This is a genomic window from Natronorubrum sulfidifaciens JCM 14089, assembly GCF_000337735.1.
GTDB classification, from domain to species: Archaea; Halobacteriota; Halobacteria; order Halobacteriales; family Natrialbaceae; genus Natronorubrum; species Natronorubrum sulfidifaciens.
In genome coordinates this window covers 316,842-336,340 of sequence record NZ_AOHX01000025.1, presented here as the reverse complement: position 1 = coordinate 336,340, position 19,499 = coordinate 316,842, and the positions used below count along the sequence as shown (strand labels likewise).

Here is a 19,499-nt window from a genome sequence, read left to right as displayed (position 1 = left end):
TTCACCGATTTTTCGTCCGTGTTGCCGTCTCGAGACAGTCGGCGACTCGACGGGGACGGTCTGGGTCGATTGCGTGTGCCAGCAGTTCGAAATCAGTTTTGAGCGGGTACTCGAGGATGCATTCTGGATTCTCGAGCAGTCGACCCATCAGGCGTTCGGCCCCCCGGGCGACCGGATTCCAGGTATCGTAGTAGGCGTCGTACACCTGCTGCATCTCGTCGGCTTCCATGTACTGGTACAGCGTGTAGCCGTTGTGCCGGTCGAGAACGATCGACTCCGTGTACATCCGCTCTTGCTCGAGCATCTCGGCGCTCCATGAGTCGAGTCGGTCGAGCGTTCGCTCACCGGAGATTACCTGCTGGGTCAGGCGCTCGAACCAGTCTGCAAGCCGTTCAGCAAGCCCGGGCTTGAGGCGCATCCGAACCAGTTCGACATCGACGGCTGGCTGGGTGGAGACACCTGCCTCCTCGAGAGAGCGGTCGACCCCGCTCTGACCGGGGTCGATCGTGCGCGGTCGTTGTGGATGGACGGCGTGGACGAGCAACGTCCGTTCGCCCGGGGCATCGACTGGCTCGAGCGCGTCGTGATCGATGGGAAACGCAGCCGCGACTCTCGACTGTGGATCGTCCCACTCGTCGACGACCGCACGTGGAAGTTCGACGTACCAGACGAGTTCGGGGGCAGCGTCGCTCCGGTCGATGAAAAGTGACGCCGTACTCGCCCCCTCGAGTCCAAGCACGCGGTTCGGATCGGACCCGAGACACGTCCGCGAAATCTCGTTTTCGATCGTCTCGACGTGACCGGGCTCGATCCGTCGGCTGACGAGAACGGCGGTCGCGTGACGTTCCGTGATGATCATCCCCTCGTCAGGCGATCGGTCGGCTCGAGACCGATATCGAGCGTACACACCAGCGAGGCCCACACCGAGAAGGAAGCCACCCCAGCATACCCGCCGAAGTCGTTGGCTGTTCATGCGGAGACTCGTCTCGGGAGCGCCGTCGGGATACTCCCGATAGCTATCGGGAATTTAAGTTCATTGCCTCGGATTCTCGAGTCATGAAATCGATGCGGATCGAGCTTCGATACACGACCGCTGCACTCCCGCCGCTCCACGAGGGGATCTGTGACTCGTCGGCGCTCGAACGGGAGGTGATTGTCGGCGGGCAAGCCGTCGATGGCGTCGAAACGATCACGTCCTTTGTCTACGGCGATCCCGACGTCTACGAGTCGCTATTGGACGACCTCGAGGCGGTTCTCGAGTACGAGATAACGCCATCGGACAACGGGTTCTTTCTCTACCTTCGTCGGGCTCTCGGGTCGGACGGGCTGTCGCTGTTGGGCGCGCTCGCACAGGACACCGTCGTGGTCGTCCCGCCGATCGAGATCAGATCCGACCGAACGGTTCGACTGACACTCGTCGGGCATCCGTCGTCGCTCACCGCCGTCATGGCGGAGATTCCCGATGGGCTGCAAGTCGACGTGCGTTGGGTCAGCCAAGAGATTACGACCACCGGAACGGCGGTTTCCGATCGGCAGCTGACCGCACTGCAGGCCGCCTGGGACGTCGGCTTCTACGAGGTGCCGCGCGAGGGTGGCATCGAGGCCGTCGCCGACGAACTCGAGTGTGCCGTCTCGACGGCGTCGGCACTCATCCGGCGCGGCGAAGCGAACGCGGTCGAACGCGTGCTCGAGCGTGACCCGTAGGCTACTACCTCCCCTTCTCGCAGACGACAGTGTAGAGAGTCCCGGCCAGCGAAGTGTCGACGAGTTCGTGGGTGTCGAAGACGGTTTCGAGCGCAGCCACGACGTCGTCGTCGGGGTTCCAGTTCGCATACCAGCGAAGGAACCGCCACAGCAGCGGGTTCAGGACACGAGCGGGGCCGTCGGGAATCGGTCGAACATCGACGACGACGAACGTCGCGTCGGGAACCAGCGACTGGGAGACGGTTTCGGCTGCACGGCGAATGTCGGGCATGACGGACAGCGAAAGCGTCGCGATCGCTGCGTCGAACGGCTCGTCGAACTCGGCCGTCGTCGCGTCGGCACGGCGAACCTCGACGTTCTCCCAGCCGTGATTATCGATTCGCTCTCGTGCCTTTGCAACCATGTCCGGGCTGTAGTCGACCGCAACGAGTTCGCCATGCTCGCCGATCTCGCCGCGAACCCGCTCGAAGTTGACGCCCGGGCCACAGCCGATCTCGAGGACACGATCACCCGGTTGCAACTCGAGTCTGTCGATCGCTGCCTCGCGCATCGGCTCGAGGTCGGTCTCGCTCATCGTGTAGTAATCGCTCCAGCGGTCCCAGACGGTTCGGCTGCGCTCGAGGTGGGCAGCATACTGGCTGTCGCCCTCGAGTGCGTCGCTCGCTGGCGCGTGTTCACGGTCGCGATTGTCGGTGGCCATAGTTGCAGTTGGCTCGAGAGCGGCGAGTACCTCATCACGAACTGTATCGTGAATTTATATACTCCTCGAGGATAGCAGTAGGTAGTATCGCGATTTTTTCATCCACATCTACGCCTGAAACTGACTCGGGCAGTTCGATAACTATAGTTGCTTACGGCACGTTATATTCATCGAAATTCAACCGAAACAAGTGTCGGTAGTCATGAGGTCCACAACCGAAAAATTAACAGTATTCATTCTGTTCATCTATCCAATGAGTTCGTGGATTCGCGTCACGTTCGACCCGGGCGACCGATCCGTGACAACGGTAGAGGAGCAGCTCCGTGAAGCACTCGAGGATCCAGACACAGTCCGATGGCCTGACGCTCTGGTCTGGAAGGCCCAAGCGGAAATCGACGCCGAACGGCTAACCGACCTCGGCGTCGAAGCCCGGCGGGCGCTCGTCGTGTGGGCGAACGATACTGCGATGGCAGGCGACGGTCGGCTGTACGAGCGGATCGATGGGAGATTCGTTCCGGTGGACGCCATGTCCGGTGCGGAGGGGTTCGTCGGTCGAGACGTTACCTCCTATTTCCAGCGCGAATATGGCTTGCTAGCGGAGCACCAATGACGTGGGCAAGACGATGACGGATCCGCTGGTCTCGTTCGTCGGTCGATTCGCCGACGCAGACGATCGAACGCAGGCAGCGGCAATCCTCGAAGAGATCAGTGTCCCAGACGTTGAGGACGCCAGTCCCGATTACGTGGATGACGAGTTCGCTCGGGAGTTCACCGATGCGCTCGACGACGTGGTCGCGGAGTTGAAGTGTGAGGACGAAACGCAGCGTCGAGACGCCGCCGAAATCCTCTATGAGGTCTCGCAGTTCGTGCCGACGCCGTTGTGTCTTCGAGGTCCGACGTTGGTCACGTCGCTTGACGATCCGACGACCCGCCCGTACATCGCCGGCGTCCTGACGACTGTAATCGACCATCGGGATTCGGTGGTACTCGCGATCGAAGCGGTTCGCTCGGACATCGAACGGTCACCGTCGGGCGTCGCTGCCATTCCGTTTCTCTCGCGGATTACAAAACAACGAGACAGCACCGACGAGCAGTCGTCACTGGACGTCGCTCCCCTTCGGTTTCTCTCGTGGATCGCAAAGACGCACGACAACGCCGTCGAGCCGGTCGAGCCCGCGGTCACGGCCGCTCTCGAAGCCGACGATCCAGCGGCACGCGAGTATGGGAGTCGCTTCTTCGCCGTCACCTGGGAGCACTACGTCGGTGGGAACGACGCAGTGGGGCCGCTGTTCGCCCTGACCGACGATGAGAACCCGCGGACGCGGGCGAACGCACTCACTGCGCTTGGCCACCGATCGTTCACGCAGCTCGAACGAAATGAGCACCAGCAGCCGGTCGACGTGGAACGAATCGTCGAGGCAGCTACTGCCCACCTTGCAGACGCGGACAACCGGGTTCGGTCCAACGCGGCGGCTGTCCTTTCGGAGACCGAGCACGAAGTCGTGGACGAGGGGCTTCAGTGCTGGCCGGACTACGTCGACGATGAGCTCACCGAACTCGTCGTCGAACGACTGATCGACGGCCTCAACTCCAAGCACTGGGGGCTCCAGCGCCAAGCGGCCCGAGCGGTCAGCGGTCTCGAACGATCCTGTCCCGATCTCCTCGCAACATACGCCGATGCCCTCGTCGAGTACGGGTGGACGACGGATCGACCGAACCAGATCCAAATCAAGAAAGCGGTCGCCAAGACGGCCAAACACCATCCTGACGCCTTCCTCCCACACGCCCGGACGTTCGTAGAGTCCCTCGATGATCGACAGGGCAGATGGCCACTGAGCGTCATCGAGCACATCGGGACCGTCGATTTCGATGCCGTTGCCCCTGCTGTCGATCTGCTCGTCGATCAGTTCATGGCACCGCAGACGAACAGGCTCATACGCCAACACGTCGCCGCGGTGCTCGGGTCACTCTACGACGGGAGACCAGACGCGTTCCCCGACTGGGTGGAACACCTACATGCGGCAGTCGAAACGGATGGACGAAGGGGCGTTCGAAAGCCATTCGTGGCCATCGCACAGCGGGATCCGGCTGCAGCGGCGTCCGTATTCCACGAGCTATGCAGCCGGCTCACCGAACCCGACGTCTCGATCTCGTGGACGACTACGTATTCTCTCGGCCAGGAAGACCCGGCGGCGATCGAGCCCGCGATCGATGTACTGGTCAAGCACGTGCTCGACGGAGACGTGACGACCGCCGCCAACGCGGTGGACGTACTCTACGGGATCGTGAAACTCGAGACCCATCACGATCTGCTGGAACCGGCACGCGTGCCGATCGAGCGCCGACTCGACGAGTTCGACGGGCGGACTCGAGAGAACGCACAAACAATCCTCGAGACAGTCGGTGGGACGAACGGGGAATAGATGGCAGAAAAGAGTCGGGTCAGAGCAACTCGAACCAACGTTCGCACCACCGACCATCCTGATTCAGGATCGCGAGGGAGCCAAACGGGCAACCAAAGCGGTTGGCTCATCGGATGTCAATTCGAGTGAGCGAGATCCCAACAGGAGTCGAAAATAACTCCCGAACACGGTCGGTGTGTTGGACCGTTATCGATCTGTACTTACCACGGGTTTCACGAGCAACTCTTAGGGATTCTCGTAGCCAGCCGGGTGTCTCTATCCAGATGTACCGTTTCCGTGGCTCGATCTCCGTGCCGAAAATCTATGACTATCGACGAGAACCCCTATCTGAACAACGAAACCCTATACCCAACTACTGATCGGATCGACTCCGGACACCGCTGCCCCACGGCCCACGGGAGTCGACCGTCGAGCGATCGGGCCGTTTTTTATTGACCGAAGCCAGTGATCGATCGTGACCGATTACGACACCGTCTCCGCCGACGTCGAACACGAAGAGGAGATTCCGGAGGACCATCCCAGATACCAGGACCTGCTCACCCGCCATCGAATCGAAAAAGGTGTCGAGAAGGGGATCACCCACCTTCAGGGAATGCACGCCGAGGGGCGCGGGAGCGCGTTTGACTACCTGCTGGGCGAGGCGACGATCCCGAGTGCGGACGACGCCGAACGCGTCGCCGCGGCCCACCTCTTGCTCGCCGATCACCCTGTGCTCTCGATCAACGGCAACGTGGCGGCGCTGGTTCCCGGCGAGATGGTCGAACTGGCCGAAGCCACGGGCGCCGACCTCGAGATCAACCTCTTCAACCGCACGCCCGAGCGGATCGAAGCCATCGCGGATCACCTCCGCGAGCACGGTGCTGAAGACGTCAAGGGCCTCGAGGCCGACGCGCGGATTCCGAACTTGGATCACCAGCGCGCAAAGGTGGACGAAGACGGCATCTACGCGGCCGACGTCGTCGTGGTGCCACTCGAGGACGGCGACCGCGCGGAGGCGTTGAACGAGATGGACAAAACGGAGATCGTCATCGACCTCAACCCACTCTCGCGGTCGCCACAGGTCGCGGACGTCCCGATCGTGGACAACATCATCCGTGCGGTGCCGAACATGACCGAGCACGCGCGAGTGCTGGCCGATGAGGACGAGGACGAACTGCAGTCGATTATCGAGACGTTCGACCGTGAGACGGCACTCGAGCAGGCCGAAGCTCGGATTCGGTCGGGCGAGTTGTGAGCAGGCGACGACGAGCGATCAGAACTCGTCGGTGATCGTCGGTGAGACGGCGTCCCGTTCACCGTCGCGGTCGATAACCCTATTTCTGTCCCCGTCGAGGACGGGGAGCCAGGATCTAAGTGCTGTCAGGCGCTCTTCGAGCTGATAGTACGACACCGAGAGATACTCGCTTGCGCGCCGTGACAGCGAGTGATCGATCTCGTAGGCGATGCCACTGGAGCCGTTGAGTCGCTCGTCGCCGGCATCGACGAGCCAGCGGCGGGCCAGTTCGACGCCTTTCTCGGCGTCGTAGCCGCGTGCGATGTAGTGTCTGTAGGGATGGCGAATCCAAGAGCACTCCCAGTGGGCGTAGACGTCGACTTTCTCGGCGTCCTCGAGTTCGTGGAGGACGATATGAAGCTGGTTGTCGGCCAGTGGGGACGCACGCCAGACCCACGAGCCTTCGGCAGTGTTGCCGTCCATGCGGACTTTCAGCGACGCGATGGGGTTGCGCGAAAAGCCCAGTTCCTCGAGGATCTCCTCGATCGTCGCCTCCGAACAGTGGGCGGTCAGGGCGTACTCGTCGGCCGTGGTGTGGCTGACGGCGTAGCCGTCGAAGCTCCCCTTGAACAGGTAGTGGAGCTGTGGAATCACGGTCCGACGGACGGCGTTGATCGCATCCTCTCGGTAGCCCATGTGGTCGGCTGGAGTACGGTTGGCGGCGGAAAAGGTGTTGGGCAGGCACTCGCCATACGGCGACCTCGAGCGCTGTCGAGAGGTCGCTGCGATGGTCGCTCGCTCGAGGGGCTTTCATCGACTATAAATTCCTGCTCCGGTTTCAGTCTACATATGGACACGTACGACCTGATTATGCGAAACGCCGAGGAGGTCGTCACCGACGAGGAGGTACGCGACCTTGCCGCCGAACCCGAAGGCAAGCGCGTCTACGTCGGCTACGAACCCTCCGGCGTCCTCCATCTCGGGCACCTGCTGACGGCGAACAAACTCATCGATCTTCAGGAGGCGGGCCTGGAGGTCGTCGTCTTGCTCGCGGACGTTCACGCCTACCTGAACGGAAAGGGAAGCTTCGAGGAGATCCGCGAGACGGCCGAACAGATGAAAGCCCAGTTCGTCGCCTACGGCCTCGAGGAGGAAAACACTGAGTTCGTCTACGGCTCTTCGTTCCAACTCGAGGAGGACTACACCCTCGACCTGCACGAACTCGAGCTCTCGACGACGATGAACCGCGCTCAGCGCGCGATGGCCGAACTCCAGAGCGGCGAGACCGCGAAAGTCAGCCATCTCGTCTACCCGCTGATGCAGACCCTTGACATCGAGTATCTCGATCTCGATCTCGCTGTCGGCGGCTTAGACCAGCGCAAGGTCCACATGCTCGCCCGCGAAAAGCTCCCGGAGCTCGACTACGAGGTTCGGCCCTGTCTGCACACCCCCATCGTCGCCGACCTCACCACCGGCGAGGGGAAGATGTCCTCGAGCGAGGGCGTGACAATCTCGATGGAGGACTCGACTGAGGAACTCGAGGAGAAGGTCAACTCCGCGTTCTGTCCGCCGACGCGCGACCCCGAGGACGACCTCGAGAACCCCGTCCTCGAACTGTTCGAGTACCACGTCTTCCCACGGTTCGACGAGATCGTCGTCGAACGACCCGAGAAGTACGGCGGGAATCTCACCTACGAGGCCTACGAAACGCTGGCCAACGACCTCGAGTCCGGCGAACTCCACCCCGCCGACGCGAAGGGGACGCTTGCGACCTACCTCGACGAACTGATCGCGCCGGGCCGCGAGAAGCTGCGCGAACTGCGTAACTGAACGAGACAGCGAGTCCCACCAGACAGCCGTCTCTTTGTTCCACTCACTCCGTGGCGAATCCCGTCGATGCGTTGACGATGGTGGCACTCGAGTGTCGTGATATGTCCTACCAACTCACGGCAGAGCACGAGGCGATCCGCGACGCGGTCCGTGCGTTCGGCAGCGAGGAGATCCGACCGATCGCCGCCGAGTACGAACGCGAACAACGGTATCCAGCGGCCTTGCTTGCTGAGGCAGCCGACCTTGACTTTGTCGCACCCCACGTCCCGACTGAATACGGCGGTGCGGGCATGGACGCGATCGCGACGGCGATCGTGACCGAGGAACTGTGGCGGGCCGATCCCGGCGTCGGCGGCTCGATCTCCGCCGCCGACTTCGGCACCGGAATGCTCCTTGAGTACGGCGAGGAGTGGATGTGCGAGGCGTGGCTGCCGAAGGTGACGGCGGGCGAGACACCCATTGCGACCGGCATCTCGGAGCCGGCACACGGCTCGAACGTGGCCGGCATGGAGACGCGAGCCAGCCGCGATGGCGACGAGTGGGTGATCAACGGCCAGAAGATGTGGATCACGAACGGCACCGTCGCGGACGTCGCGATCGTCATGGCCAAGACCACGCCCGAGGCGGGCCACAGCGGGATCACCGCCTTTCTCACCCCGACCGACGTCGACGGCTACGAGGCGACGCCCATCACGAACAAGTTAGGGATCAAAGCCCAAGACACCGCCGAGATCGTCTTCGACGACCTTCGAATCCCCACTGAAAACGTCGTCGGCGAGGTCGACCGTGGCTTCTACCAGCTGATGGACTTTTTCGCCCCCGCTCGAGTCGACGTCGCCGCGCAGGCGACTGGGGTGGCACAGGCCGCCCTCGAGGAAGCCATCGCCTACGCCGAGGAACGCGAGCAGTTCGATCGACCGATCGCGGAGTTTCAGGCCATCCAGCACACGATCGCCGAGATGGCCACGACCGTCGAAGCGGCGCGATCGCTTGCGTATCGAGCAGCGGCGAGCCTCGAGTCGGGCGACGGCGATCAGGCGACGAGACTGGCCTCAATGGCAAAACTCTTCGCGAGCGAACGCGCCGTCGAGGTCACCGACGACGCACTGCAGGTTCACGGGGGCGCGGGCTACGTCTCTGACCATCCGGTCGAACGGTTCTATCGAGACGCGCGGATCACGAAGATCTACGACGGAACGAGCGAGATCCAGAAGAACATCATCGCCGACCAACTCCTCTATAGTAACAACTGAAACGATTTATACACTGACCGCACAGCCGTCGTGCGGTCTGGTGTGCATTGACTTGCAGTGGCTACTATAGCAGTCGCACAGGTTCTTTATCGATCTGTCGGCGACGATCCCGCCGATTCAAGTACGAGCGCCCCCCTTTCGAGGGCATGAATGAGACGCAGCGGTCGATCCTCGAGGCGCTCGCGGACGGGCCGGTCTCGGGACCGGAGCTAGCCGAGTCACTGGACATCTCTCGAGCGGCGATCTGGAAGCAGATCGACGGACTTCGCGACGCTGGCTTCGAGATCGAGAGCGGGCCAACCGGCTACGAACTGGTCGACGTGACGGCTTACACCGGCCCCACCGTCGAGTACGGACTCGAGGCCCCGTTTTCGGTTGAGTACCACGAGTCGATCGGGAGCACCAACGCTCGAGCGCGCGAGTTGGCAACCGAGGGGGCGGCGGACGTGGCCGTTCTCGCGGACGAGCAGACCGGCGGCCGCGGGCGACTCGAGCGCGCGTGGTCGGCTCCCTCGGGTGGCGTCTGGGTCAGTGTCCTTACCCGCCCGGAGATCACGCCGGCGCAAGCGCCGCTGTATACGCTCGCGGCGTCGGTCGCGATGGCGCGAGCGATCCGCGAAGCCGGCGTCGACGCCCGGATCAAGTGGCCAAACGACGTGGTCATCCCGGTCGGCGAGGACGGTGACTACCGAAAGCTTGCAGGGATTCTCACGGAGATGGAAGGCGAAATGGATCGCGTAGAGTGGATCGCCGTCGGCATGGGGATCAACGCGAACATCGACGCCGACAGCCTCCCCGAGGGCGCGACGACGATCCGCGACGAAGCGGGCGACGTCGACCGACGGCTGTTCGTCCAACGAGTCCTAGAGGAGTTCGACGCCTCTCGACACGACCTCGAGTCGGTCGTGCCGGCGTGGCGTGATCTCGCGTTGACACTCGGCCAGCGGGTTCGGATCGAACGAGCTGCGGGCGATGTCGTCGGCGAGGCAGTCGATGTCACGGACGCCGGTGCGCTCGTGGTCGCCACCGAGGACGGCGAGCAAACGGTCTCGGCGGGCGACTGCGAACACCTGCGCCCCGTCTGAGACGGACTGGTGTCGTCACTGACCGCCGGTCACCGACCCCACCGCTCGTGATCGGGACAGTGGATCTGAACGGTCGGCCCGGGTCGCTACTCGGGAGCGACGCGGTGATCCGTTTGGTTTGGTTGCGTTCCACGGTCGTCCGGATTGACGTGGACCGTCAACACCGGCACCGGTGCCTGCCGGACGACGCGCTCGGTGACGCTGCCGAGGAGGAGTCGGTCGATCCCGCCACGTCCGTGGGTCCCCATGACGACGAGGTCACACCGGCCGGGCTGGGCCTGCTCGACGATGACACGACTCGGTGATCCCTCGAGGATCGCCGTTTCGACCGTCACATCCTCGGGTGCAAGGTCCTCGACTCGACGGACGGCGACCGCTCCTTCCTCCCGAAGCGCGCTGCTGATCCCCTCCAGTGCGCTTTCCATGGGGAGGCCCCCATAGCCGGCGACGTTGACGACGTAAATCGCACGGACCGTCGCGTCGTGTGCGCGCGCTAGATCGAACGCGTGCTCGAGTGCACGCTCGACCTCCGGTGATCCGTCAGTCGGAACGAGGATACAGTCGTACATTCGATGTGTGGTAACATACGTCAGTTGGGTATAATAGCGTTGTTGTGCCCTGACCGACCCGTCAGTTCGACGGCGCGGCCGCCAGTGTGCGCCCGCGGACGCTGGTCAAAGCCCGAACTGAACCGCTTCGATATCGCTGACGCCAGCCCGTCGAACCACGGCTCGAACCGGATCCCTCGCGTCCGCAAGGTTCGGTGAGTCGCCATCGAGCACCAGCAATCGGGCCTCCCGCCCCGGCTCGATGAGCCCGTACTCGAGGTCGGCGATCTCGGCCCCGTTGATCGTGGCCATTCGGAGGATCTCCGCCGCCGGCAGCTCGGAGAGTTTGGCGAGGAACTCCATCTCCCGGAACATCGAAGGAGAGTTGAGCATCACGTTGTCCGTTCCGAGGGCGAGCGTCGTCCGTTCGTTCAGTTCTGAATAGGGCGAGAGGCCGACGTCCGTGACGAGATTCGAGCGCGGACAGACCACGATCGGGATCTCGCTGTCGGCGAGCCGGTCGAGATGGACCGGTTCGGGATGGACCATGTGGACGAGAAAGTCGGGCTCGAGGTCGAGTGCCGGATGGATGTCGCTTGCGTCGACCTCGCCGGCGTGGATGCCGAACGGCTTGCCGGCGCGACGGGTTGCCCGCCGTTCTCGGTCGAACGTCCCGTCGTTCGCACCGCTTGCACCGAAGCCGTCGCCCGCGTCCATCGCCTCGACGGAGCCACGGGCGAACGAGTACGCATCGATCTCGAGGTCGGACACAGCGTCTGCGAGCATGTCGACGCCCTCGACGTCACCCTCGCGGAAATCGAGACAGGCCGCCGTGCCGGCTTGTTGCATGAACTCGAGTGATGTGTGCATCGCCGAGACCAGTTCTTCTCGCGAGGCCGCCCGGAGCAGGCGGTGTTTCAGCCCGTCCGGCGGTGCGACCAGTTCCTCGAGCGAGAGGCCGCCTCCGGCCTCTTTGGCGATCGAGTCGCCGATGTGGGTGTGGGCGTTGACGAACGCCGGTACGATGATGCTCGAGCTGTCGACGGACGTCTCTTCGATCGCCTCGATTCGACCGTCGTCGTCGATGACGACCCGTCCCTCGACAGGCTCGAACTCGCGACCCCGAAGAATCGTCCCCGTTCGTTCCATACGACTCTCTTCGTCGTCTTCACCTTCAACCGTTCGGCGTCGAACTGCGCTCGGTCGAACGCGCCCGCGAGAGCAACCCTGCTGGCCCCGTCGTCCGGAGCGAACCAGTGAGACGCCGCTGTCGACGGGCCAGGGCGTCAGCGCGCTGCCGACACACCGATACAGGGATGTCACTCAGGAACGTGGCTTGCTAGCATGAATCAGATCGAGGTGTTCGAAGAGATCGACGCCCCGCCCGAGGTCGTCTGGGACGTCCTCCTCGAGTTCGAGAGCTACCCCGAGTGGAACCCCTTCGTACGCGCCATCGAGGGCGAGCCGATCGAGGGCGAACAGCTCCGGGTCCGAATCGAACCGCCGGGTTCGCGAGGGATGACGTTCAGGCCGGAGGTCGTCGGCGTCGAGGAGCATCGGCGTCTCGTCTGGCTCGGCCGGCTCGTCGTCCCGTTCGTCTTCGACGGCTACCACGAGTTTCACCTCGAGCCGATCGGCGACGGCGAGCGAACACGGCTGTTGCACCGCGAAACAGTTCGTGGCGCGCTCGTGCCGGTGTTGTTCGATGCAGCGGCACTCGAGGCCGGGTTCAGCGCCATGAACGACGCCGTCAAACGCCGCGCCGAAGCACGGGTTAAAGCGACGCGATAGTGAGTCGGCCCCATCCGTTGCCGACTGAACGGTTCGGGCCGCAGTTCGCGTTGGGTTCGGTCCCGGGCCGCAGGTTCAAGTACGAACGAGCGGCCAGCATCCGCGATGGAAATTCAGATCACCGTCGCCGGTCGCTCGAGAACTGCACACAGCTATTCGGGACGCTCGAGACGAGAGGCCGATGGGGCATAGAGCACTCGTCGCCTACCGGCGGCCGGATCGACTGTACGATCTGCGATACAGCCACTGGGGCGGCGAAGACGGCTCACTCGGCGAGCGGATCAGCGCCGAGACGCCGCTCGCGTCGGGGGCGGTCAACGCCGACCTCCTCGCGGATTCGATCGCTCGGGACCGTATCCTGACGAACTTCCTCGATCCCTGTATCTACGAGGCGCTGTATCTCGTCGCCCCCGGTGCCGAGTACGACGTCGCCGCCTACCACGTCTGCTGGCTCGAGTGGGGGGATGGCCGCGACGGCGGCCGTGGCGCAATCATCGCCGTCGACGGCGAGGCTGCCGACCGTCGCGTGCGAACGTGGTTCCGTGCGACCAAGACGGCGCTCGCTGATCTCATCGAGATGGGGGCGCTCTCGCGGCGTGCGGCACAGACGTATCTCGAGGCGCGCGTCTGTGAGGACGAAGACGGAACGGTGTACACCTATACCGGAGCCGACGACGCAGCGTCGACCGAACCGTATACGCCGACGGCCGACAGGTGGCTCGAGGACGGCCCACACCGAGAGACGGATCACGACGGCTGGGATAGCAACGGCGAAAACTGGGATGATCGCCCCTAGTCGCGCTCGCGCCAGCGTACGTCAGCCAGCGTCCGCTGGACCGCCTCGTTGCCGACCGCCTCCGCGAGCGTCTCGAACCCCGCTCGCTCGCGGCGATCGGTGGCGTTCGCGACGAGTCGCGAGACGATGAACTCCGGCGTCGACCGGCCCACGGTGTCGAAACGCGGCTGGTAGTCGACCTGTAACTCGAGGTCGGGATTCAATCCCTCGGCGAAGATGCCGTCGACGCGCGCTTCCGCCGGGAGCGGCGCGAGGTCGTCGGCCAGATGGGTGACGAAGACGCCGAGTGCGTCCTGATCGACGGCGAGGCGGACGAGTCCGTGGAGCAGCTCCGCCGCACTGCCGGGTTCGGTGATCGCCTCGAACTCGTCGACCAACATCAGGGTGCGCCCCTCCGCCGACAGCGGCGGCACGATCGAGCGCAGTGTCGACTCGAGGACGCCCGCGTTGAAACTCGCGTGGCGGCGGTGGAAGACGAGCGCGTCGACGGGCGTCACTTCGGCGCGCTCGGCCGGAACGGGAATCCCCATCATCGCGAGCAGGACGATCTGACACAGGGTCTCGAGCAACGTCGTCTTCCCGCCGCTGTTGGCCCCGGTGAGGACCGAGACGCGCTCCGTCCCGGGCACCGCGTTGACGCCCTCGGGGACGGTGTGTACGCCGTGTTCGCCCAGCGCATAGGTGACCGGCTGGACCGACTCGTCCGCGCCGTCCGTAGCGAGCGTGAGGTTTCGTGCGCCGACGACGGAGATGGCAGCGGCGTCCGCGTCACCTTCGACGTACGCCGGGCGCGTGCAGTCGTAGGCGAGCGCAAAGCGCGCGAGCGACAGCGACAGCGCGATGTCGTCGACCGCTGTGACGGCCCGATCGACGGCCGGTCGAGCGGCCTCGAGCGTCTCCTCGAGGTCGCTGGCAACCGTTGTCTCGCGCTCGTCGATCGCCGCGGTCAGATCGGCCCGTAGGGTTCGGAGCGTGGTTCGAATGAAGTCCGTCGCATCGGCCGCGTCGCTCGCCATCGCCTCTCGAACCCGGTCGACCGTGACCGATGTCTCGGCCAGCAGATGGTCCTCGACGGCCTCACGGAACTGCCCCACATCACGCACGCCGTCCGAGCGGAGTTCCTCGAGCAACTCGGCGGCGTTGGCGTCGATATCTTCGATTGCACCCAGTGTTGCTCGGAGCCGATCGAGTTCGTCGTCCGCGCCGGCGCTGACACGCCCGTCGTCGAGGGCGGCGAGTGCCCGTGCCGCATCGGTGAGTCGCTCTTGCTCGAGGGTGGCGACGGCTTCGAACGGCCCCGAATCGACGCCGGCCTCGAGCAAGGCGAGTGCGGTTTCGACGGCGGCGTGTTCGCTCCCGTCGCGGTCGTCGTAGCGGTCGTAGGCGGCGAGGACGGTGTCGCGGTCGTCGTCCTCGAGGGCGGCCCACGCCTCACGGGCCGCGAGAACGTCGTCCAGTCGCTCGGCCATCGCTTCCCGGCTCGAAAGCGGCGTCAACACGCGTATCTGGTCGGCCGCGCGCTCGGTGACGGCGTGTTCGACCACGACCTCGAGCAGTTGCTTGTACGCCGCGCGGGCGTCACTCGTCGCCAACACATCCATCCCGCTCCCGCCCGTCGCTCGGCGGAGGATTCGTGTCGCTCGCCCACGGGCGAGGCCGGCGTCCGACAGCGTGCGGACATCCCCCGTTTCAATCGCCTGTCTCGCCCGCTCTCTGCCCAGTTGCTCGACCAACGTCGCACTCGTCTTCGGACCGACTCCCCAGTACTCCTCGAGTCGCATACACAGAGACTCGAGGCGACGCCCTTGAGACTGCCGGAGCAGACGGCGCAGACCGATCGCACTCAACGTGCACATCGTGTCCGTCGCTGGTCTCGGCCCCGTCTCGAACCGAGGATCGGTCTCGAGAGGGAGCAGTCCCGTCAGTCTTTCTCGCTCAGAGGGGATAGAGTGGGAGTTCGTGTGCCGTGGCCGACTCCTGTCGGAATATCCATGAACGTGAATATTACTGAGGGAGGACAGCCAATGGAGAAGCACAAACACGGGGATTTTTATCGACTGGGTGCCCTACTGACTTCCATGACTGATGGGCGGGGCGAAACTCCCCGGCGAACAGGGATGACCGAAAAGTGTGGCGTCGTCGGCGTCTCACTGGACGGTCGAGACGCGGCACGACCGTTGTACTATGCGCTCTATGCACTCCAGCATCGCGGCCAGGAATCCGCTGGCATCATCACCCACGATGGCTTCCAGCAACACAGCCACGTCGATATGGGGCTCGTGGGCGACGTCTTCGATGAAGACGATCTCGACACGCTCAACGGGTGGGCGGGGATCGGCCACGTTCGGTATCCGACGGCCGGCTCCGTCGACTCCTCGTGTGCCCAGCCGTTTTCCGTCTCGTTCAAAAGCGGCTCGCTTGGCCTCAGCCACAACGGCAACCTCGTCAACGCCGACGAGATCCGCGAGGAACTCGCGGCGGTGGGCCACGCCTTTACCAGCGACGGCGACACCGAGGTCATCGCCCACGACCTCGCGCGGAACTTACTCGAGGAAGACCTCGTCCGCGCGGTCAAGCGCACGATGGGGCGGATTCACGGCTCGTACGCGCTGACGATCAGCCACGACGACACCGTTCTCGGGGTTCGGGACCCACAGGGGAACCGACCACTCTGTATCGGGAAACTCGAGGACGGCTACATCCTCGCTTCGGAATCGGCGGCGATCGACACGCTCGACGGCGAACTCGTCCGCGACGTCCGGCCGGGCGAACTCGTCGTTCTGCAGGAAAACGGCGACGGGTTCGACTCCTACCAGCTCGTCGAGAACGAGAACACGGCCCATTGCTTTTTCGAACACGTCTACTTCGCGCGCCCCGACAGCGTCATCGACGAGACGCTGGTCTACGAGGTACGCCGGAACCTCGGCCGCAAGCTCTGGGAAGAAAGCGGCGTCGAGACCGACGTCGTGATGCCCGTCCCCGACTCCGGACGGGCGTTCGCGTCGGGCTATGCCGACGCAGCGACGGAGACGATGGCCGACGGCGAGCCTCGAGCCGAAGACGACGACGGCGTCGAGTTCGCAGAAGGGCTGATGAAAAACCGCTACGTCGGCCGGACGTTCATCATGCCGACCCAGGACGAACGCGAGCGCGCAGTGCGGCTGAAGCTCAACCCGATCAAATCCACCATCGAGGGCAAGACCGTTACGGTCATCGACGACAGCATCGTCCGCGGGACGACGTCGACACAACTGGTCCAACTGCTCAAAGACTGTGGGGCCGAAGAGGTCCACGTCCGAATCGGTGCGCCGGAGATCGTCGCCCCGTGTTACATGGGTATCGACATGGCGACTCGCGAGGAACTGATCGCCTCGGACAAGACGACCGAGGAGATTCGTGACGTTATCGCTGCCGACAGTCTCGCGTATCTCTCGACCGACGCCGTCGCCGAAGTCCTTGGCAACGATCGTATCGACCTCTGCCTGGGCTGTGTGACCGGAGAGTACCCCTACGACATCGACGGCGAAGCAACCGACCGCGACGTCAGCCGACCGGATCTCGGCGGGCAAGCGTTGCAGGCAGACGACTGAGGCGGTCAGCTGTCGGTCAGGTCCGACGTGACCGCCGACGTTCGCGGTTGCGCCGGTACATCGTTACAGCAGACCGTATACCGCACCGATAATCGGGGGAATAAACATCCTAACAAAGGCTCTTGTGACAGCGGTTGTTGAGAGCCTCGAGAACGTTGTGGGAGGTGGTTTGGAGTCGATGTGTGGCACCACTTGAGACCGAGTAACCCCGAGAGTTGAGAGTCTGATGTGGCGGTCTGTGCATATTTAAGCGGCGGGGTTCGCGAGATGCGCCGTCAGGACTCGCGCCACTTGTGGCCGCACTCGACGCAGGTGAACAGCCGAACCTCGTAGGAGCCGCCCGGCTTCGGCATCAACTCGTAGTAGGCCCGATCGCTGTCGCAGTCGTCCGCCCGACAGGGCTCTTGCATCGTCTCGGTGGAGCCCTGGGTCGCGTCGGCCACGGCGGGTGCCCCGTCGTCCAACTGCCCATCCTGGGTCGCCATCGCCGCGTCTGCTTGTGAGTCCCGCGGCTCCTCGTTCTCACAGGAGCGACACACCCACGTATCGCCCTCCGTGTGCATCATCGAACCACACTCGTCACAGAATTGCATATAAAGTAGGGATACACGGTGTCGGATATATGTGTTAACTTCCGATCCGTTGTGGCTTTCAGGCACCTGCTCATGCTGACTGTACTGAGTTACGGGAGCCACTGTAAGTCACTGCACACCGCATCGCACGACGGGAGCGCGGGGCGACGCGGCCGTCGGAGCGAGAACCGCGAACTGGCGAGCGGGGAACGATGTGACCCGTTCGCTATGCGATGCGTGTGTACGTCGGTTCAGTTGTTACGATCTCGAAGAGGCACCAGGCAACGCTTGGTCTTGAGCGGAGTTACAGCGGTAGAGCGGTAGTATGCTTCGTGTTTACTCTGTACTTGCCGCTGAGGTAGCCAAGGCCACCTTACTTGAGGTCCACTATCGATGAGAACCGAGGGTCATCCAAGCGAGTTAGTAGCCGACGTGTAACAGCACGTAGACGACGATGCCAAGCGAGAACGAGATCAGCCACAGGCTCGCCGCGAGCCGGCCGACGCGGGCGTGGCTGGTGTGGTACAGCTCCTCGATGGGGCGTGACGTGGCGAGCAACAGCGCGTAGTAGACCAGCGGGACACAGATGACGGCCAGCAGGATGTGAACCGCGAGCACCGGCAGGTAGACGAACTGGTAGACGACGTCGGGGCCGGGGAACGGCTCCGGGCCGCCGGTCGCGACTAACCGATACAGGTAGAACGTCAGGAAGGCCACGAATAGCCCAAAGGAGGCGACCATCGCAACGCGGTGTCTGTCGACGTTCCCGCGGCGGATCGCCCGCCAGCCCAGCGTGATCGTCCCGATTGCCGCCACACTGATCGCGACGTTGAGGTGGGGAATCGCGTCGAGGAACCACTGTGGCGCGGTCGGCACCGTCGAGGCCGGAATTCGGCCCCCTGCCGCCGCGAATACCACCGCAAGCGAGACGATACTCAGGACCGCGGTGAGAGCGTTGACGCGCTCTCGAGGAACGTACTCCATATCTGGTCGTTCGACCGAGACAGGAAAGGGGTTACTGTCCCCTGACGACACTGCCGGCTTGCGGAGCTGTCGGCCGTCGCTCGGCGACTGGGAGTTGACTCGAGCGAACAGCGCTGTTGCTCTGTGGTGTAGTTTCCTCAGAAGTTATGCGTGGGTGATGTCCGCGAAGGGAAATCACCTGCATCGTTGGTGACGGGAACCCCGCCAATGCGATGCGTGGGACCGGATTTGAACCGGCGGACCCCTACGGGACAGCGCCCTCAACGCTGCGCCGTTGGCCTGGCTTGGCTACCCACGCTCGCGGTCTTTGTCTTACTGCACTCAATCGTAGCCACGGGTATTACAAAAGCCCTTTCTTTTCATCCCGCCCTGCGCTCGGATGACACGGGACCGCTCGGAGCGGAGATTTGAAATGCGACAGTTGCCAAAGGATACCATGGCTAAGTATTCGACGGGGTCGTCCTCCGGCGGCGGCGGGACGAACTGTGAACTCTGTGGTGCCGAAAGCGATTCGCTTCGACTCGCCTCCGTTGCGGGTGCCGAACTCGAGGTCTGTCCGGACTGTGCGCCACACGACGACAACCAGAGCCGCTCGAGCGGGGGACAACGCGGGTCCCAAGGCGGCCACGGTGGCTCGAGCGACGGGCCAAGCCGCAAACAAAAGGCAGCACAGAACGTCGCCAAGGCAAACCCGGTCTGGGACGGCGACTCCAAACATTGGGAAAAAGAGGGGACGAACTACAACGAGGACCCGCTGCCGTATCTCGTCTCCGGCTACGGCGAGGCGCTGGTCGAGGCACGCCGGGATGCCGGCCTGCAGCGTGAGGAACTCGCCGAGGAACTCGGCGCACGCGAGAAAGACATCCTCGCGGTCGAACAGGGACGAGCGACGCAGGCTGGCATCGGCGGTGGCTTGATCGACGCCCTCGAGGAGTATCTGGACGTGACGCTGGCGGAGTAACACTGTCTCGGGAGTGGGTCGTCGCCAGACACAGACCGCGCCACTGGCG

19 protein-coding genes and 1 tRNA gene are annotated in these 19,499 nt (G+C 63.7%); 11 read left to right on the top strand and 9 right to left on the bottom strand.

All coding sequences use genetic code 11. The features are described 5' to 3' along the window. Position 1: 1 nt before the first annotated feature. A complete protein-coding gene (locus C495_RS02935; RefSeq protein WP_049890109.1) occupies positions 2-973 on the bottom strand; it encodes a DUF6176 family protein in 972 nt (323 codons plus the stop codon). Between the two features lie 83 nt (positions 974-1,056). Between C495_RS02935 and C495_RS02930 the strand changes: the two genes are divergently transcribed. Continuing rightward, positions 1,057-1,704 (top strand): helix-turn-helix domain-containing protein, encoded by a 648-nt coding sequence (locus tag C495_RS02930; protein ID WP_008159842.1) that lies wholly within the window; start codon positions 1,057-1,059, stop codon positions 1,702-1,704. 4 nt (positions 1,705-1,708) lie between these two features. Here the strand turns inward: C495_RS02930 and C495_RS02925 are convergent, their stop codons facing one another. Further along, positions 1,709-2,404 (bottom strand): class I SAM-dependent methyltransferase, encoded by a 696-nt coding sequence (locus tag C495_RS02925; RefSeq protein ID WP_008159841.1) that lies wholly within the window; start codon positions 2,402-2,404, stop codon positions 1,709-1,711. 253 nt (positions 2,405-2,657) lie between these two features. Between C495_RS02925 and C495_RS02920 the strand changes: the two genes are divergently transcribed. The 3 genes from C495_RS02920 to C495_RS02910 all read left to right on the top strand — a co-directional run bounded on the left by C495_RS02920 (position 2,658) and on the right by C495_RS02910 (position 6,061). Further along, positions 2,658-3,014 (top strand): hypothetical protein, encoded by a 357-nt coding sequence (locus C495_RS02920; protein ID WP_006064580.1) that lies wholly within the window; start codon positions 2,658-2,660, stop codon positions 3,012-3,014. Between the two features lie 13 nt (positions 3,015-3,027). Beyond that, positions 3,028-4,827 carry a HEAT repeat domain-containing protein gene (locus C495_RS02915; protein ID WP_008159840.1) on the top strand — a complete coding sequence of 600 codons (1,800 nt, stop codon included), beginning with the start codon at positions 3,028-3,030 and terminating at the stop codon, positions 4,825-4,827. Between the two features lie 454 nt (positions 4,828-5,281). Next, positions 5,282-6,061 carry a 4-phosphopantoate--beta-alanine ligase gene (locus C495_RS02910; protein ID WP_008159839.1) on the top strand — a complete coding sequence of 260 codons (780 nt, stop codon included), beginning with the start codon at positions 5,282-5,284 and terminating at the stop codon, positions 6,059-6,061. An 18-nt stretch (positions 6,062-6,079) separates the two neighbouring features. Here C495_RS02910 and C495_RS02905 read toward each other — a convergent pair whose 3' ends face one another. After that, complete coding sequence (locus tag C495_RS02905) at positions 6,080-6,736, bottom strand: hypothetical protein (RefSeq protein ID WP_008159837.1); 657 nt, start codon at positions 6,734-6,736, stop codon at positions 6,080-6,082. Positions 6,737-6,889: 153 nt separating this feature from the next. Between C495_RS02905 and C495_RS02900 the strand changes: the two genes are divergently transcribed. The 3 genes from C495_RS02900 (at position 6,890) to C495_RS02890 (ending at position 10,208) form a co-directional block, all read left to right on the top strand. Then, positions 6,890-7,870 carry a tyrosine--tRNA ligase gene (locus tag C495_RS02900; protein ID WP_008159835.1) on the top strand — a complete coding sequence of 327 codons (981 nt, stop codon included), beginning with the start codon at positions 6,890-6,892 and terminating at the stop codon, positions 7,868-7,870. Between the two features lie 101 nt (positions 7,871-7,971). Further along, a complete protein-coding gene (locus tag C495_RS02895; protein WP_008159833.1) occupies positions 7,972-9,123 on the top strand; it encodes an acyl-CoA dehydrogenase family protein in 1,152 nt (383 codons plus the stop codon). 146 nt (positions 9,124-9,269) lie between these two features. Further along, complete coding sequence (locus C495_RS02890; protein WP_008159831.1) at positions 9,270-10,208, top strand: biotin--[acetyl-CoA-carboxylase] ligase; 939 nt, start codon at positions 9,270-9,272, stop codon at positions 10,206-10,208. Between the two features lie 86 nt (positions 10,209-10,294). Here the strand turns inward: C495_RS02890 and C495_RS02885 are convergent, their stop codons facing one another. After that, positions 10,295-10,777: a universal stress protein gene (locus tag C495_RS02885; RefSeq protein WP_008159829.1), complete on the bottom strand. Its 483-nt coding sequence runs from the start codon at positions 10,775-10,777 to the stop codon at positions 10,295-10,297. A 105-nt stretch (positions 10,778-10,882) separates the two neighbouring features. Next, complete coding sequence (locus C495_RS02880) at positions 10,883-11,905, bottom strand: amidohydrolase family protein (protein ID WP_008159827.1); 1,023 nt, start codon at positions 11,903-11,905, stop codon at positions 10,883-10,885. A 195-nt stretch (positions 11,906-12,100) separates the two neighbouring features. Between C495_RS02880 and C495_RS02875 the strand changes: the two genes are divergently transcribed. Then, positions 12,101-12,547 (top strand): SRPBCC domain-containing protein, encoded by a 447-nt coding sequence (locus C495_RS02875; protein WP_008159825.1) that lies wholly within the window; start codon positions 12,101-12,103, stop codon positions 12,545-12,547. A gap of 181 nt (positions 12,548-12,728) precedes the next feature. Next, positions 12,729-13,343, top strand: coding sequence for a DUF6735 family protein (locus C495_RS02870; protein ID WP_008159823.1), 615 nt, complete (start codon positions 12,729-12,731; stop codon positions 13,341-13,343). On the opposite strand, the gene C495_RS02865 is transcribed toward C495_RS02870, so the two are convergent. Next, positions 13,340-15,124: a MutS-related protein gene (locus C495_RS02865; protein ID WP_008159821.1), complete on the bottom strand. Its 1,785-nt coding sequence runs from the start codon at positions 15,122-15,124 to the stop codon at positions 13,340-13,342. The two genes, C495_RS02870 and C495_RS02865, sit on opposite strands and share 4 nt — an antisense overlap. A gap of 336 nt (positions 15,125-15,460) precedes the next feature. Here C495_RS02865 and purF point away from each other — a divergent pair, with 336 nt between their 5' ends. Further along, positions 15,461-16,933, top strand: coding sequence for an amidophosphoribosyltransferase (gene purF / locus C495_RS02860; RefSeq protein WP_008159818.1), 1,473 nt, complete (start codon positions 15,461-15,463; stop codon positions 16,931-16,933). Positions 16,934-17,208: 275 nt separating this feature from the next. Here the strand turns inward: purF and C495_RS02855 are convergent, their stop codons facing one another. From C495_RS02855 to C495_RS02845, 3 genes are all read right to left on the bottom strand, one after another. After that, entirely contained in the window at positions 17,209-17,526 is a 318-nt protein-coding gene (locus C495_RS02855) for an RPA12/RPB9/RPC11 RNA polymerase family protein (protein ID WP_008159816.1), read from the bottom strand. Between the two features lie 399 nt (positions 17,527-17,925). Continuing rightward, positions 17,926-18,489, bottom strand: coding sequence for a DUF420 domain-containing protein (locus tag C495_RS02850; RefSeq protein WP_008159814.1), 564 nt, complete (start codon positions 18,487-18,489; stop codon positions 17,926-17,928). A 213-nt stretch (positions 18,490-18,702) separates the two neighbouring features. Next, positions 18,703-18,787: transfer RNA gene (locus C495_RS02845), tRNA-Leu, on the bottom strand. 114 nt (positions 18,788-18,901) lie between these two features. On the opposite strand from C495_RS02845, the gene C495_RS02840 reads away from it, so the two are divergent. Then, positions 18,902-19,450, top strand: coding sequence for a helix-turn-helix domain-containing protein (locus tag C495_RS02840; protein ID WP_049890108.1), 549 nt, complete (start codon positions 18,902-18,904; stop codon positions 19,448-19,450). Positions 19,451-19,499 lie beyond the last annotated feature (49 nt).